The organism is Lysinibacillus sp. NPDC097195 (genome assembly GCF_044762075.1).
Lineage (GTDB): Bacteria > Bacillota > Bacilli > Bacillales_A > Planococcaceae > Lysinibacillus.
The window spans coordinates 171302-185028 of record NZ_JBIWDP010000005.1 but is presented as its reverse complement, the minus strand read 5'-3'; the positions used below and the strand labels follow the sequence as shown (position 1 = coordinate 185028).

General features: G+C 36.7%; 20 protein-coding genes and 1 riboswitch. Of the genes, 9 read left to right on the top strand and 11 right to left on the bottom strand.

Annotation, left to right across the window (positions count from 1 at the left end):
* Positions 1-201: 201 nt before the first annotated feature.
* Together ACIQXI_RS19185 and ACIQXI_RS19180 are read right to left on the bottom strand one after the other, a co-directional pair.
* Positions 202-1536, bottom strand: a complete 1335-nt coding sequence (locus ACIQXI_RS19185; protein ID WP_402927815.1) for an MATE family efflux transporter — start codon at positions 1534-1536, stop codon at positions 202-204.
* Positions 1523-1990 (bottom strand): GNAT family N-acetyltransferase, encoded by a 468-nt coding sequence (locus ACIQXI_RS19180; protein WP_402927814.1) that lies wholly within the window; start codon positions 1988-1990, stop codon positions 1523-1525. The genes ACIQXI_RS19185 and ACIQXI_RS19180 overlap by 14 nt, the downstream gene beginning before the upstream one ends.
* An 84-nt stretch (positions 1991-2074) precedes the next feature.
* Here ACIQXI_RS19180 and ACIQXI_RS19175 point away from each other — a divergent pair, with 84 nt between their 5' ends.
* Entirely contained in the window at positions 2075-2908 is an 834-nt protein-coding gene (locus ACIQXI_RS19175; RefSeq protein ID WP_402927813.1) for a MerR family transcriptional regulator, read from the top strand.
* A gap of 66 nt (positions 2909-2974) precedes the next feature.
* Here ACIQXI_RS19175 and ACIQXI_RS19170 read toward each other — a convergent pair whose 3' ends face one another.
* Together ACIQXI_RS19170 and ACIQXI_RS19165 are read right to left on the bottom strand one after the other, a co-directional pair.
* The gene (locus ACIQXI_RS19170; protein WP_402927812.1) at positions 2975-3328 is read right to left on the bottom strand and encodes a hypothetical protein; all 354 of its coding nucleotides are present in this window, start codon (positions 3326-3328) and stop codon (positions 2975-2977) included.
* 21 nt (positions 3329-3349) lie between these two features.
* Positions 3350-4045 carry a DUF2225 domain-containing protein gene (locus ACIQXI_RS19165; RefSeq protein WP_402927811.1) on the bottom strand — a complete coding sequence of 232 codons (696 nt, stop codon included), beginning with the start codon at positions 4043-4045 and terminating at the stop codon, positions 3350-3352.
* Positions 4046-4447: 402 nt separating this feature from the next.
* Between ACIQXI_RS19165 and ACIQXI_RS19160 the strand changes: the two genes are divergently transcribed.
* Entirely contained in the window at positions 4448-5221 is a 774-nt protein-coding gene (locus ACIQXI_RS19160; RefSeq protein ID WP_402927810.1) for a Cof-type HAD-IIB family hydrolase, read from the top strand.
* A 194-nt stretch (positions 5222-5415) separates the two neighbouring features.
* Positions 5416-6012, top strand: a complete 597-nt coding sequence (locus tag ACIQXI_RS19155; RefSeq protein WP_402927809.1) for a DedA family protein — start codon at positions 5416-5418, stop codon at positions 6010-6012.
* Positions 6013-6053: 41 nt separating this feature from the next.
* Here the strand turns inward: ACIQXI_RS19155 and ACIQXI_RS19150 are convergent, their stop codons facing one another.
* Positions 6054-6791 carry a cyclase family protein gene (locus tag ACIQXI_RS19150; protein ID WP_402927808.1) on the bottom strand — a complete coding sequence of 246 codons (738 nt, stop codon included), beginning with the start codon at positions 6789-6791 and terminating at the stop codon, positions 6054-6056.
* Between the two features lie 231 nt (positions 6792-7022).
* A riboswitch (SAM riboswitch) is annotated at positions 7023-7124 on the bottom strand.
* 397 nt (positions 7125-7521) lie between these two features.
* Here ACIQXI_RS19150 and ACIQXI_RS19145 point away from each other — a divergent pair.
* The gene (locus ACIQXI_RS19145; RefSeq protein WP_402927806.1) at positions 7522-7680 is read left to right on the top strand and encodes a DUF1540 domain-containing protein; all 159 of its coding nucleotides are present in this window, start codon (positions 7522-7524) and stop codon (positions 7678-7680) included.
* Positions 7681-7819: 139 nt separating this feature from the next.
* On the opposite strand, the gene ACIQXI_RS19140 is transcribed toward ACIQXI_RS19145, so the two are convergent.
* Positions 7820-8245: a YuzC family spore coat inner layer protein gene (locus ACIQXI_RS19140; RefSeq protein ID WP_402927805.1), complete on the bottom strand. Its 426-nt coding sequence runs from the start codon at positions 8243-8245 to the stop codon at positions 7820-7822.
* Positions 8246-8374: 129 nt separating this feature from the next.
* On the opposite strand from ACIQXI_RS19140, the gene ACIQXI_RS19135 reads away from it, so the two are divergent.
* The 3 genes from ACIQXI_RS19135 (at position 8375) to ACIQXI_RS19125 (ending at position 9745) form a co-directional block, all read left to right on the top strand.
* Positions 8375-8818, top strand: a complete 444-nt coding sequence (locus ACIQXI_RS19135) for a VOC family protein (RefSeq protein WP_402927804.1) — start codon at positions 8375-8377, stop codon at positions 8816-8818.
* 62 nt (positions 8819-8880) lie between these two features.
* Positions 8881-9486 (top strand): methyltransferase domain-containing protein, encoded by a 606-nt coding sequence (locus ACIQXI_RS19130; RefSeq protein ID WP_402927803.1) that lies wholly within the window; start codon positions 8881-8883, stop codon positions 9484-9486.
* Between the two features lie 100 nt (positions 9487-9586).
* On the top strand, positions 9587-9745 hold the full coding sequence (locus ACIQXI_RS19125) for a DUF1540 domain-containing protein (RefSeq protein ID WP_402927802.1): 159 nt from the start codon (positions 9587-9589) through the stop codon (positions 9743-9745).
* A 98-nt stretch (positions 9746-9843) separates the two neighbouring features.
* On the opposite strand, the gene ACIQXI_RS19120 is transcribed toward ACIQXI_RS19125, so the two are convergent.
* Positions 9844-10098, bottom strand: coding sequence for a group-specific protein (locus ACIQXI_RS19120; RefSeq protein ID WP_402927801.1), 255 nt, complete (start codon positions 10096-10098; stop codon positions 9844-9846).
* 124 nt (positions 10099-10222) lie between these two features.
* Between ACIQXI_RS19120 and ACIQXI_RS19115 the strand changes: the two genes are divergently transcribed.
* A complete protein-coding gene (locus tag ACIQXI_RS19115) occupies positions 10223-10771 on the top strand; it encodes a histidine phosphatase family protein (RefSeq protein ID WP_402927799.1) in 549 nt (182 codons plus the stop codon).
* Positions 10772-10817: 46 nt separating this feature from the next.
* On the opposite strand, the gene ACIQXI_RS19110 is transcribed toward ACIQXI_RS19115, so the two are convergent.
* The 3 genes from ACIQXI_RS19110 to ACIQXI_RS19100 all read right to left on the bottom strand — a co-directional run bounded on the left by ACIQXI_RS19110 (position 10818) and on the right by ACIQXI_RS19100 (position 12212).
* Positions 10818-11468, bottom strand: a complete 651-nt coding sequence (locus tag ACIQXI_RS19110) for an SIMPL domain-containing protein (RefSeq protein WP_402927797.1) — start codon at positions 11466-11468, stop codon at positions 10818-10820.
* A gap of 35 nt (positions 11469-11503) precedes the next feature.
* Positions 11504-11806 (bottom strand): YunC family protein, encoded by a 303-nt coding sequence (locus tag ACIQXI_RS19105; RefSeq protein ID WP_402927796.1) that lies wholly within the window; start codon positions 11804-11806, stop codon positions 11504-11506.
* 283 nt (positions 11807-12089) lie between these two features.
* On the bottom strand, positions 12090-12212 hold the full coding sequence (locus ACIQXI_RS19100; RefSeq protein ID WP_402927795.1) for a hypothetical protein: 123 nt from the start codon (positions 12210-12212) through the stop codon (positions 12090-12092).
* Positions 12213-12647: 435 nt separating this feature from the next.
* Here ACIQXI_RS19100 and ACIQXI_RS19095 point away from each other — a divergent pair, with 435 nt between their 5' ends.
* Complete coding sequence (locus tag ACIQXI_RS19095; RefSeq protein ID WP_402927858.1) at positions 12648-13319, top strand: polysaccharide deacetylase family protein; 672 nt, start codon at positions 12648-12650, stop codon at positions 13317-13319.
* 73 nt (positions 13320-13392) lie between these two features.
* Here the strand turns inward: ACIQXI_RS19095 and ACIQXI_RS19090 are convergent, their stop codons facing one another.
* Positions 13393-13659 carry a hypothetical protein gene (locus tag ACIQXI_RS19090; protein ID WP_402927794.1) on the bottom strand — a complete coding sequence of 89 codons (267 nt, stop codon included), beginning with the start codon at positions 13657-13659 and terminating at the stop codon, positions 13393-13395.
* Between the last annotated feature and the right edge of the window lie 68 nt (positions 13660-13727).

Sequence of the window (13727 nt, the reverse complement as noted above, 5' to 3'; positions counted from 1 at the left end):
AAGCGGGCTTCAAGTTTTTTTTTGTGAAGTCAAATTCAGCACTTGCCTGTTAATGAAAGAGGTTTAGTTGATTGTAGCGTAGGTTAGCTCGACTCCTGCGGGAAAGCGTGCGCCTTAAGACCCCGCACGTAGCGTAGCGGAGGAGGAGGCTTAAGCCACGCCCGCGGAAAGCGAGCTAACCGTAGCGGAAATCAACGTCGCTTAATTTGCATAAACCGCACGTGGATTTCTTTTAATATATAAGAAAATGAGCAATGCGGTAATGCCTTCTGCAACGGGGAAAGTCCACCAAATTGCCTGTGCACCAAGTAATTTAGGTAACAATAAAAGCGCTGGAATAAATAAAATGATACTGCGTAGTAACATAATAGTTGTTGCAAGACGAATCTTTTCAATCGATTGGAAAAATTCCGCAAGTACCATATTCATCCCTAAGAAAACATAGCCAATCGCAAATTGGACAAAACCATGCGTTGCCATATTAAGAATGGCCACTTCACTTTCGCCGAATAACGCCATTAATTGGGAAGGGAAAAGCATAGCAATAATAGCAATACATAAACCAAGTATCAAAGCAGTTGCTAAGCCAATTTTCAAAAGCTCTAGCAAACGTTTTTTTAATCTGGCGCCATGGTGATAACTGACGAGAGGCTGTAAGGCCATGCCAATGCCTAAAAACACAGTTAATAATACCGTATGAATATAGTTCACCATTGCATAGGCCGTAACGCCGTTTGCACCTAAATAATGCAAAAACGACACATTATATAAAATCACGATGATCGCCAAGGAAGCTTCTACGATAAAGCTCGGTAAACCAATGGCAAATATTTTCTTTAAATCGGATAAGCTAAAGAACGAAGAAACAAACTTTAATTCAGATTGCTTTCGGAAGAAATGGAGACATAGCACCGACATGCCGATAATTGTAGAGAGGGCTGTCGCTAATGCACACCCTTTTACGCCGTAATGGAGCATGAAAATAAATACGTAGTTTAATATGATATTTAAAATAGATGTTATGATTAAACCCATCATAGCAAGCTTTGGATTGCCATCATTGCGGATAAAAATACTCAAAAGGTTTTCAATAGTGTAAAAGACACCAAATAACAAAATGACATGCAAGTATTCTTGCACATAAGGATAAGTCACATCACTTGCCCCAAAAATATAGGCAATGTCCTTTAAGTTTAATAAAAGAATTATCACTAAAGTTAAAACGACTGCAAGCATCGTTGCAAACGACAGTGTAAAGAGCTGATGTGCTCGTTTTTTGTTGCCTTCCCCAAGTGAAATGGAGTACAATGTCGCACCCCCCATACCAATCCATAAAGAAATGGATAACAAAATGGAGAATATCGGGACAGCAATATTAACACCTGCAAGTGCGGTAGGGCCAACCCCGTGACTGACAAAAATACCATCGACTAAAATGTTGACTGACATCAATAGCATACCAATCATCGCTGGAAATAAGTACGACAGAAACAATGGCTTTAACGGTCTTGTTTCAATTGGATTAATGGTTGTCATGAGCAAAAACCTCTCTTACCATCACCTTTTCGCCCTTTTCATCTAGTTCACCGTTAAAGACGAATCCAAATTTTTGATAGAGCTGAATGGCTACCACATTGTCATCATAGACACTTAAAAATATTTCTTTGCAATTGTATTTTACTTGTAAAAACTTAATAAGTTGCTGTAAAAAATACTTTCCGAGCCCTTGATGCTGATAACGCTCATCGATGAAATAGCGGTCTAACCAAACGCGTTGTGTGCCATCTTCATGTGGAAACACACCGTACATTGCAAAGCCAACCGCGCTACCTTCCTTATACAAACCAACAGGAATAAAGCGCTGATCGCTTTCGGCCTCGTCCAGGCATTGTTGCGTCGTTTCAATAAAGTTCTGCTGATTATCAGCGATGTGTAATGCTAATACTTCTTCTTTGTTTAAAGCTGTGATGTCACGTATTTCCGTGAACATAATGTCAAAACCTTTCTTAATTTATTGTGAATAGTTACAATCTAAAGTATATAGTAACTATATAGTCAAGGAAGGAAACTTAAAATGCTTAATAAAAACGTAAAATATTTTACAACAGGGGAATTTGCCAAGCTTTGTAAGGTTAATAAACAAACACTTATTTACTATGACCAAATTGGTCTATTATCGCCAATTATGAAAGATAGTAAAGATTATCGTTATTATTCCATCGCTCAATATGATTTTTTTAGCGTGATTGAATTATTAAAGACGGTCGGTATGTCTTTAAAAGAAATTCAAAAGTATATGGCCAATAAATCTCCAGAAAATTTTCTAGAATTGATGCATCAGCAAAAGGAACTTGTAGCGAAAAAACGGCAAGAGCTCGAAATGATTGAAAGTATTATTGAGGCAAAAATTGATACAACAGAAGAAGCGTTGCATATAGATTTTGACAGTATTACGATTGGGCATTTCCCGGAAGAAACATTATATTTAAGCAGAAATATTGAAGATTCCACAGAAGAACAGTTTGTGAAAGCAGTGTCGGACTTTATCGATGAATTGGACCGCTCCCAGCTTGATACTGGCTATCCAATTGGCGGTATCACTAAACGGGAGCAAGTTTTAGTTGGTAACTATGATAATTATTGTTACTTATATATGGAGCAGCCGCATCCGCAAGAAGGGCATCCGTATTTCAAGGCGATTGAAGGGGACTTTATTATTGGCTACCATATTGGTTTATCCACAACACTTGGACAAACATATGAACGACTATTTAAGGTTATGGAGAAAAATGGCTATGAGCTAGGGCAGTATGCATATGAAGAATACATTTACGATGCTGTCATCAAAAATCGTGAAGAAGACTATGTAACGAAAATTATGATAGAAATCGTTAAAAAAGCAAAGTGATTTCATAAAAAAAGAATCTACGTCAATGCAGTCCTGCCGCTGCAAAGTAAGTAGATTCTTGCTATTTTACTTGTAATGGTATGCGCTAGCTCTTGGATTTTGGCGCTGGATTTTATTAAACCATGCTTGATCCTTTTCTTCTTGCTGTAAGGTGTTAACAATGGATGAAGCACAGTTTACACAAATTTTCGCTTGTGTAATTTTACCGCATCGTTCACATGGTGCACCAAGATTAGGGAAGATTGAAGTTTTTAATTTCCCTGTCTTCACCCATTTATAAAGTAAGTCCGATGAAATGCCTGTTAATGCAACAATTTCATCATTCGTTAAGTGACGATGATTTTTCCTTAGTAAAAAATGATGTAATTCTGAGAAAATATCTTCTTCTCGTGCATCTATTTTCTTCCCGGACAGCAGCATGCGTTTCCTCTCCCTTCCCAACTATTTAATAATTTCATGTGTATTGTCAGCGACATTTTGCGGGTGCTCGTCATATTTATAGTTTTCCCAACGAGTACGTGCTAATTTGCGATATTTATTTGAAACACTACGATCAGCAATCAAGCGTGAGAAGCCTTTTTTTGCTTCTACAATATCGCCGAGGCGAAGACTTAATTCAGCATGTAAGTATTGAATACGTTCACTACCCTCTTGATTAGAAGCAAAAGATTTACTATAAAAATCTCTGGCTGCTTGTAAATAGTGAATTTCCGCTTCACTTTCATTTTTTAAACGATACAGCCAAGCTATTTTTAGTGCGATATTAGCCATTAAAAGCGCCTCTTCCATAGAAGCTTTTGCGACGAGATAGGCTAATTTGTAGCTAACAATGGCATCATCAATAGTCCGTTCCTGGCAGATGTTCATAGGTTTTTGGAGTTCTTTAATATACAGTTCGTCGATTAGTAGCATAAAAGGTCCGTACGTTCGTGTCATCGATTTATGGTAGGCATATCCGCAATGCGGGCATACGGCAACTTCATACAGCAGTGGATTTAAGCCTTCGTAAACAGGCATAAAATCAGATTGCTCTTCGACTACTTTAAAACGATTCGGACGTACCTTATAGGTTGTATATTGTTTTTTGCAAAATTTACAATCCACATTACTTTCGTAGTAGTAAATATTAAAACCCATATGAACCAACTCCTTTGCATCGAGTTTTTTTACATTTCTTTAGTTCTATTTAAATAGTGAAAACACTCGTTCAATATATGTAATGGAAATTTACTATTTTAGCTATTCTATGTTTTTAGTTTACGCCTTATCGACGGTAAATGTTTGCTTAAATATACTGGCAATAGTATTTATCGGTGGTTTATATGTAAAAGTTAAATAATTTAAATCTACTTTATTAAATTACATCTGACAGACCTAGAACCCTCTTTTTAAGAAAATTTATAAGTAGGTTTATTATAATATATGTAGGATTTTTTTACTATTCAATAATATGCTAATGCAAGAAAGAAATATTATTATTTATCAAGTACAATAAAAAGGGGTGATACCTATATTTTCCTAAAAGGAGCTTATAATTGAATGGACTGTAAAATTATATTTTTTGATGTCGATGGCACGCTCATTAATTATGAGGATGGTTGTATTGAAAGTAGTACAAAAAAGGCACTACAAAAACTAAAAAATAAAGGCATTCGATTAGTAGCTGCGACGGGGCGTCCGTTTTCTATGTGCCACACTTTGCAAGAATTAGGTATTGAAACATTTATTACGGCGAATGGTGCGTATGTTCAACATGGGGACCAAATAATTTATGCTAGTACTATCGCACAAGATATAGTAAAAAGTGTAAAAGCATTTGCTGATGACAATTATAATAGCTTGTCATTTTTCACCAATCAATTATCAATGAATGGAGTGCATCATCCTGCAACACTACAGGCTATGAAAGAGACATTATCTATAGCTGAATATCCTCCAATTGATGATAATATTTTAAATAAACAAGTTTATTTAATGTGTTTATATGTAAATAACCAGGACGAGAAAAAGTACATTACACAATTTCCTCATTTAAAGTTTGAAAGATGGCATCCAATGATTACAAATGTTTTACAAGTGGAAGTATCAAAATCCATTGCGGTTAAAGCCGTACTGAAGCATTTAAAGCTGCGGCCCGAAGAGGCAGTTGCTTTTGGTGATGGGGATAATGATATTGAGATGTTCAAGCAAGTTGGATATGGGGTTGCAATGGGGAATGGTAGCGTAGCATTAAAAAATATAGCTGATATGATCACGCTGAAATCGACTGAAGAGGGCATTGACTATGCACTGCAAAAGCTGCAGCTGATTTAGGTAAATACGATAAAGGGAATCATAGTAAATAACTGAATTTAGCAAAAAATAAAACTGTAAAGATTGTACAATATTACTATACATGTAATAATGAATAAATCTATGCAAAAATCATTTTAGAATAAATGGACTTTAAGTTGCTTATGTTAATGTAAGGACTAATAGAAAAATTTAGGCTTTAGGTGGGGTAGATCATGGTACATCATGTGCAATCTCTAATTGAACATTACGGGTATTTTGGCATTATACTGATACTAGTTGGAGGGATTGTCGGGTTGCCACTTCCTGACGAAATTTTTTTAACTTACATAGGATACTGTGTTTATCGTGAAAACTTAGAACATATTCCGACATTAATAAGTGCTGCTGTGGGCGCTGCGGGGGGCATTACACTTAGCTATTATATAGGCTATCGTTTTGGCTTACCGTTATTACAAAAATATGGACCTAAAATTCATATAACTACGCAAAAAATAGATTATACTAGAAAATTATTTAATAAAATTGGTCCTGTGCTGTTACTAATTGGCTTCTTTATTCCAGGTATACGGCATATCACAGCCTATATTGCTGCTATTAACAATTATCCTTATAAAAAATTTGCTGTCTACGCCTATGCCGGTGCTATCATCTGGACATTTACCTTCATTACGTTAGGGATAGTATTAGGAAATAAATGGCGCTATGTTGGCTTGTATTTATCTCAATACAGCCTGTATGCAATACTACTGTTTATAGTCCTACTGGTTATTGTTTACTTAATAATTAAAAAAAGAAATACGATGAAATAAAAAGGTCTGCTTCATTTGGAAGCAGACCTTATTGTTTATAATTAAGGCAAAATAGCAAATGAGCGCACAGGGAAACCAGATGCTTTCTCTGGCTTTGCCACAATATTAAAAATAACAGCTCCTTTTGTAGGTAGCTTATCTAAGTTGGTCATTAATTCAATTTGATATGTATCCTGATCTAATACAAAGTATTCGCCATCTAACTTGCCATTTTTGCGAAAATCAGCCGCTGAATCCGTGTCAAAAGTTTCGTGGCCGATAGCACTTATTTTCCGTTTTGAAAATAAAAATTGTAATGCTTCTAATCCCCAACCTGGAATATGGTTATGACCATCTTTGTCTTTATTACTGAATAAATCCTTGTCAGGCCAACGTTTACTCCAATCTGTACGCAGTGCAACAAACGTCCCTGCTGCTATTTCTCCATGCTCCGCCTCGAAATCTAAAATATCTTGTACGCTTAATGTGAAGTCATGATTCGCTTCAGCTTCCTTGGATTTATCAATGACAATAAGAGGAAGAACAAGTTCTTTTAATGCTAATTCGTCTAAATAACGAGTATCCCGAACGAAATGAATCGGTGGGTCGATATGTGTGCCATATTGCCCCGGAAACGTAAATTGTTGTGCGAGGAAGCCGTCATCATGAGTAAATAACGTTTCAAATTTTGCATCCTCAAACATGAAGAAGTGGGGTGAGTTAGGGCCGAATGTGTGTGTTAAGTCGATCCATTGTTTAGATTTTAATAGTTGTAATGCTTGTAAAAGTTCATTTGACATGATAAATCCCTGCTTTCTTTATTAGTAGTGGTGAAACAATTCCATCATGCAATACGAACAGCAAGAGGTACACCATGGCGAACGCCTACTTTGAGCACCGAGCTGCTTCCTTTACTATGCTCTGTTTTTCCGCTGTAGTCGCCGCCGCTCCATTACGCTCGTGATGATAGTTCAAAAACAAAAAAAGAGCCCTACTTGTAGAAGAGGACTCTAATGCTACTGAAGTCTGTCTTCTCATCTTTTTGCGAATATCGCCAATTGGAATTAGCACCATGCCTAAGACTGGTTGCTGAGACTTCGTAGGGCCAATCCCTCCATCTCTCTTGATAAGAAAAAATATATAAATATTCAGAAATATTAATAAGAAATACTTTAGCATAATTTAAAATAGTTTACAAGTTCGATAGGAGTGCATGGTTATAAAAATTACAACTCGGATATAGATTGCGATATAACTGGATTCTCTCATATTTTACGTTATAGTTTTTTGTTCTTTCAAAACGAGGCATAAGCTAATTTGATGTATAAATTTAGTCGTACATATCAAATAAGATAAAAAAACAGCAAATTAATACAAAGTTTTTGAGAAAACAAATAATTCAGATAATATAGTTTTTTTGTATTATTTTCAAATGGATAGTTAAATAACACTGATTTATCTCTTGATTATTGAATTGTTTTATATGATTATTTAGAATTATTATAAATAGATTTGAGGGGGTGTGATACGATGGCACAACAGATTCTATGTGAAGTCAATAACTGCACGTATTGGGGTTCAGGAAATAAATGTACTGCAGAGGCTATTTTCGTTGTTAGTCAAAACGGTCAGCGTGCATCCAATAGTGAAGAGACAGGATGCAAAACGTTTACACCTGAAGAGCATTAATGACGGTAGAAGCCGAGACTTAAGCAAAAAAGTGTTAGATTGATGACAATCAATCTAACACTTTTTTGCTTTGGCATTAATACTGAATGTTCTAGTATAACCAATATAGTTTTCAAGTTTAGTAGAAGGCTCTTTTCCATCACCAATACAACGTGACGGCTATACTACAGCATCCACCTTCTTTTAAGACAATACGAATATTGTCAGGTGTATATTTTGCTTCAAATTTCGTCGTCACACCGGCAGAGGAAATCAGTTTTTCGACCTCATCTTGTTTGGAAAGTTGAGCGGCATTTTTAAGATCATGTGCAAATTGTTCAGACCCTTCAATTTTCTCTGTCAGTAATTGAGCTTGTTGCATAATGGGCTGGATTTGCTTAGCGGACGTCTTAAACTTCAGTGTATTAATTGGCGGATACTGAGCGGGGGTTGTAGGAGATGTAGGCATCGCAAGCTGTCTAGGGAAATGATACGGTGAAGGCGGATTTACATTGCTCCAATTTGGATATTGGTTTGTATAAACGTAATACGGATAAGAATTGTAATACAGCGAAATTCCTCCCATCTATAGTCTAATAGCTTAGTGTATCTTATGTAGCGGCATACGGATTTGTGTTGTATATATAGGGATAAAAGGGAATTCAATGATAATAGTAGAATAAGTATTAGACACTTTAGAATTGGAGGTTTTCGGATGAATCGTTTAAATTTAATTACATTAGGTGTGAAAAATATGGTTGAATCACTAGCGTTTTATCGTGATGGGCTTGGCTTTGAGGTAGTGGTTTATGGAGATGAATCCAACCCTGATGTGATTTTTTTTAATAATGGCGGTACAAAAATTTCGCTATTTCCAATAGAGCGATTAGTTAAGGACATCAATGAAGCGAATCCACCAACAGTAGGCACGGGCTTTAATGGCATCACACTCGCCTATAATGGGAAGTCTAAGGAAGAAGTGGATGAAGTATTTTTATTAGCTAAAAATGCAGGTGCAAACATAGTAAAGGCGCCTGAAACTGTATTTTGGGGAGGCTATAGCGGCTATTTCCAAGATCCCAACGGTTTTTATTGGGAAGTTGCGCATGGAGATATGTGGGAATTTGATAAAAATGATATGCTAATTATTAAGAACTAGATAGTCAGCATGCTTTGATAAAGTTACTGTCAAAGCATGTTATTAATCGAGGAGATGGTAGAGTGAAGCCGTTTTGGGAGCAAGATTACTTAGCAGATACACATTACGCTTTTGGTAACCCAAGCGAGGAAGTCGTTGAATGGGCCCAAAGATTACAAGCGGGTGCACGCATTTTAGATATTGGATGTGGTGATGGTAGGCATGCAGTGTATTTAGCACAGCTTGGATTTGAGGTGGAAGCCGTTGATATATCAGAGGCTGGGATTGCCAAAATTAATCGATACAAAGCGTTGCACCAATTACATAACTTACATGCAGATGTTCAAGATATTACGACATATGAGTTTAATAACACCTATGATTGTATTATATCCCATGGCTTATTTCATTTTTTAGAACGACAAGATTGGCATCGACTTATTCAGTTAATGCAATCTCATACAAAGCAAGATGGTATCAATATTATTACCGTATTTACAGACGAAGTAGCTATTCCAGAAGATTTAGCTCCATTTGTCAAAGGGATATGTAAAGAAGGTGAAATTAAAGATTTATATCAGCAGTGGTCAATTGCCTATTATCGTTCCTATCAATTTGAGGATCAACATGACAATAATATTCGGCACTGTCATGCAGCGAATAAATTAGTCGCTGTTAAAAGGGGATGAAAACATAGCTGATTTTTCGGTTATTTTGAGGCTTCTGTATTCCATGAAGTATTGAAAACCTCGATTTTGTTAAGGATAACAAAAGAGGAGGTGTGATACGATGGCACAACAGATTTTATGTGAAGTCAATAACTGCACGTATTGGGGCTCTGGAAACAAATGTACTGCAGAAGCTATTTACGTTGTTAGTCAAAATGGTCAGCAGGCATCCAATAGTGAAGAAACAGATTGCAAAACATTTACACCTGAAGAGCATTAATGACGGTAGAGGCCGGGCACAAGAGAAGTGTTAGATTGACGACAATCAATCTAACACTTTTTTGCTATGCCGTGGATGTCCGCTTCGGCGGTTATACGCTAAAGTCGTAATTGGTACATATCTATTTTATCCTTCTTAAACAACAGGGCATGTGCATTTTTTACCTTTTCCTCGACATAATCGATTGAATAGTTTCCAAATGCGTCTGTCAAATCACCGATTGCTCTTGCTAAATTATCAATGACTGGAATTAACGTATCGAGCTCATTCAGTTCTTTCCCTGCGTTCATCTCATCCATAATTTCATGAGCAAGATGTTGAATTTCTCGAAGGCGTTTGTTTTCTGCTTGCATCATATCCTCCTCTAAGATCATCTTTTACACTGACTAAATATATGATGGATATTTCTCAATCATGAGTGTTTTTAAAATGGTAATATAAGGTTTGTCTGTTGATATCAAAAAGGAGGTTAGCTAATTGAAAAGAATTTATATTGTGAGACATTGTGAAGCCCAAGGGCAATCTTTACATGCCCCTTTAACGGATAATGGGCTTAAGCAAGCAGCGTATTTAGCAGAATTTTTTCAAACGATGCAAATTGATCGCATCATTTCGAGTCCTTTTTTACGCGCCATTCAATCAATCGAGCCATTAAGTAAAAGTACAAATAACCTAATTGAAATAGATGACCGGCTTTCTGAACGCATATTAAGCGTGGACAACTTACCGGATTGGTTTGAAAAACTACAAGGCACTTTTACTGATTTAGATTTGAAATATAAGGGTGGGGAGTCCAGTCGAGAGGCTATGATCCGCGTGACAAACGTTGTAAAAGAAGTATTAGAAAGTGCAACGGAACATACTGTTATCGTTAGTCATGGCAACCTAATAGCTTTATTGTTAAAGAGCTATCAGCGTGATGTAGATTTTCAGTTTTGGCAAAAGTTAAGTAATCCTGATGTTTACCAAATAAGCTATATGGGTCATGAAGCGGTTATTGAACGGATATGGAATGCCCAACCATAGAACAAAGAGCCGGACTACATTCGAGTAAATGCAGTCTGGCTTATTTTTAATATTGAAATGTAACGCGAACAACAGCACTGATAGTTGTTTGCCCTTGTTCAATAGGTGTTGTGAGCGACGAGTCAGCCATTGCCATCGATTTATAGAGCACAGGTCCGCTTTCGTTTTCTTCCACTATTTCTAGTGGTTGAGGCTGTAATGATAAATGCATCGTTTGTGCGATGGTGTTTGCTTTCATTTGTGCATTATGAAGTGCCAAGCTAAGGGCCTGCTGGTAGTATACATCGGCATGATCGATTTTGAACTGAATAGAGGAAATACGGTTAGCTCCATTTTCTACAGCTGTATCAATCACGGACCCTACAAGATTTGTATCTGGTACTTTAACAGTAATGGCATTTGTCACTTCATAGCCTGTAAACACCTGTTTCCCCTCTACATAATCATAAATGGGAGCAATCGTATAGGCAGTAGTTTGGATATTTTCCCGTGGAATGGTGAGTGCCAAGATGGATTGTAAGACACGATTCATCGTGCTAGCATTTTCTTGTTGTGCTTGTTGCACATTTTTTCCTTGCGTCGTTACTTCTATTTGCAATTGGACATAGCTTGCTTGCGCGACTATTTTTCCACTTCCAGTTACGGTCATAATTCGCGATGGATGGGGTGTTTGTGGATGGGCAAGTGAGTAATACATTTGAATTCCACCTTCCGACTGGTCCCTAGCATGTTTTAAATCATTTTTAATAATGCTTCTACGCCAGTCATGCCTGCGAATATACCTAGTTGCTCGGCTTCAAAGGTAACAGATTCTAATGGGGCTGTTAATAGCTCATCGATTGTTTTTACTCCAACCGCTCGACCAGCAACAATTTTTCGATCTAATAAGCGGCTATTTAAAAGTCCGACATCTAATGCACCACACATAATGTAGCCCGTATCATTAGAAATCGTTAGTAAGGTCGTTTTCGGTAAATGCACAACTACAGCAGTGAAAAAATGACCTTTAATCATAATAGGCTCAATTGTCACCATGAACATCACTCCTTTTCTCTCTATACATATGGCAATAGATAAAAAGGTGTTCGGTATTTCTACTAAAAATTGTTTGAGTGCCTGGCACTCAAACAATTCTGCTTGCTAAAGCGTAAAAAATCCACGGCGCTTTCCGCGGGCACGACGTAAGCCGCAACCCTCGCAGTTCGCACGGCTTGTTGCGTCATACGTTACGTGCGTTCCCGCAGGAGTCTACGTGGATAAATTACTTAGGACTTGTTGAATTGTGTGGAAATTGTATGTGTGCCTGGCACTCATACAATTATTTTGTGTAGGAGAGCATCGCAGTTTGTTTTATTTTTTTTAACGCTAGCTTCGCCTCATCTTGCGTAGAATACTCAAACATTCGATATGTATTTTGTTCAAAAACAGTAATAACCCACATTATAAAAATCTCCTTTAAATAGCAATTTGTATTATAACAGTTGTTGTTTTATTTGTTATTGTTATATATCAGTTATGCATTTTATTGTACACCGATTTTTTAAAAAATAAAGGGCTGAATGAAAGGTTTCACATTTCGTTCAAAAATTGACGCTTCGTTTATCAAAGTTATTTAAGAATAAAAAAGTTAGGGGATAGATTTATCCAAACGAGTTATTAAATATGGTTTTGCTGTTTGATTAATTATTTTTCAACATAATATTTCACATGGCATAAGTAAAATCAGGCAGTCGTTTAGTAGTATAATTCAGTGGCTTTCGTAAATAGTAAGATGAGCTGTAATATGCAATAAAACATGGGAGGTGATACTGTGATACGTAAAAATGTATTGTTTTTGACGGCTTGCATTTTATTCATTTCAATAGGTTTTATAGGAATGACTACCTCTGCAGAAAAAGGGCGAAGTGAATATGAGGAGACCGGTGAAGTAGTGTGGGATATTAATACAAAAGATAAAATTGTTGCGTTAACTTTTGATGATGGCCCACATCCTAAATACACCTCAATGATTCTCGATGTTTTAGCTAAGTATGAAGCAAAGGGTACCTTTTTTATTATTGGTCAAAATGCAGAAAAGTATCCAGATGTTGTTTCGCGGACTTATAATGAGGGACATGAATTAGCCAACCATACTTACACTCACCCGTTTAAAGTTTCAATCCCTAAATTGCAGGAGGAACTACAGCAGACAAACCAAATGATTACAAACATTACTGGTTATTCGCCTGTACTATTTCGACCTGTAGGTGGTAATTACAACGAAAAGATGATTAATACGGTTGTAAAAGATGGTTATAAAGTAGTCATGTGGTCTTGGCATCAAGACACACAAGATTGGAAAGAACCAGGCACAGGTAAAATCGTGCAGAAGGTTCTCGGTGGAACAAAACCAGGGGATGTTATTTTATTTCATGACGGAGGCGGCAACCGCACTCAAACAATTAAAGCCCTAGAAGAAATCATACCAACCTTAAAAAAACAGGGCTATACATTTGTAACGGTATCGGAATTAATTGAACGCAAACAGCAACAAGAGAAAATTCAATAAAAAATAAGCCATTTCAAATAATGAAATGGCTTATTTTTCTCTATAAGAAAAGGATATTCTAGGTATTTATAGATTAGAAAAATAATAAAGGTGCTAATGCAATACCGGCAATTGCCCCAAATGCGAAACCAATGCCAAGTCCAGCGCCAAATCCTGGTCTAAAGCCCCAACCCCAAAATCCTAAGCCATATCCTCTATTTTGTCTATCAGGTAGAATCCATACCTGGTTTCTATCCACTCTAGTTATTTCTCCAACATGAACATTGCCAGATGTATCAGTAATTCTTACACGTTTACCGTGATATTTACAGCAAAGATTATAACAATCAGCTGGATTCACAGAATCTCCTCCTTTCTACGTTCTTACAAGTTAATATATGCCGCTGCATACAATTATCACTAGCCGAT

What these genes read in the sequence shown, in the direction of transcription:
- ACIQXI_RS19185 (WP_402927815.1), bottom strand. Translation starts at nt 1,536, where the DNA reads ATGACAACCATTAATCCAATTGAAACAAGACCGTTAAAGCCATTGTTT.
- ACIQXI_RS19180 (WP_402927814.1), bottom strand. Translation starts at nt 1,990, where the DNA reads ATGTTCACGGAAATACGTGACATCACAGCTTTAAACAAAGAAGAAGTA.
- ACIQXI_RS19175 (WP_402927813.1), top strand. Translation starts at nt 2,075, where the DNA reads ATGCTTAATAAAAACGTAAAATATTTTACAACAGGGGAATTTGCCAAG.
- ACIQXI_RS19170 (WP_402927812.1), bottom strand. Translation starts at nt 3,328, where the DNA reads ATGCTGCTGTCCGGGAAGAAAATAGATGCACGAGAAGAAGATATTTTC.
- ACIQXI_RS19165 (WP_402927811.1), bottom strand. Translation starts at nt 4,045, where the DNA reads ATGGGTTTTAATATTTACTACTACGAAAGTAATGTGGATTGTAAATTT.
- ACIQXI_RS19160 (WP_402927810.1), top strand. Translation starts at nt 4,448, where the DNA reads ATGGACTGTAAAATTATATTTTTTGATGTCGATGGCACGCTCATTAAT.
- ACIQXI_RS19155 (WP_402927809.1), top strand. Translation starts at nt 5,416, where the DNA reads ATGGTACATCATGTGCAATCTCTAATTGAACATTACGGGTATTTTGGC.
- ACIQXI_RS19150 (WP_402927808.1), bottom strand. Translation starts at nt 6,791, where the DNA reads ATGTCAAATGAACTTTTACAAGCATTACAACTATTAAAATCTAAACAA.
- ACIQXI_RS19145 (WP_402927806.1), top strand. Translation starts at nt 7,522, where the DNA reads ATGGCACAACAGATTCTATGTGAAGTCAATAACTGCACGTATTGGGGT.
- ACIQXI_RS19140 (WP_402927805.1), bottom strand. Translation starts at nt 8,245, where the DNA reads ATGGGAGGAATTTCGCTGTATTACAATTCTTATCCGTATTACGTTTAT.
- ACIQXI_RS19135 (WP_402927804.1), top strand. Translation starts at nt 8,375, where the DNA reads ATGAATCGTTTAAATTTAATTACATTAGGTGTGAAAAATATGGTTGAA.
- ACIQXI_RS19125 (WP_402927802.1), top strand. Translation starts at nt 9,587, where the DNA reads ATGGCACAACAGATTTTATGTGAAGTCAATAACTGCACGTATTGGGGC.
- ACIQXI_RS19120 (WP_402927801.1), bottom strand. Translation starts at nt 10,098, where the DNA reads ATGCAAGCAGAAAACAAACGCCTTCGAGAAATTCAACATCTTGCTCAT.
- ACIQXI_RS19110 (WP_402927797.1), bottom strand. Translation starts at nt 11,468, where the DNA reads ATGTATTACTCACTTGCCCATCCACAAACACCCCATCCATCGCGAATT.
- ACIQXI_RS19105 (WP_402927796.1), bottom strand. Translation starts at nt 11,806, where the DNA reads ATGGTGACAATTGAGCCTATTATGATTAAAGGTCATTTTTTCACTGCT.
- ACIQXI_RS19100 (WP_402927795.1), bottom strand. Translation starts at nt 12,212, where the DNA reads ATGTGGGTTATTACTGTTTTTGAACAAAATACATATCGAATGTTTGAG.
- ACIQXI_RS19095 (WP_402927858.1), top strand. Translation starts at nt 12,648, where the DNA reads ATGACTACCTCTGCAGAAAAAGGGCGAAGTGAATATGAGGAGACCGGT.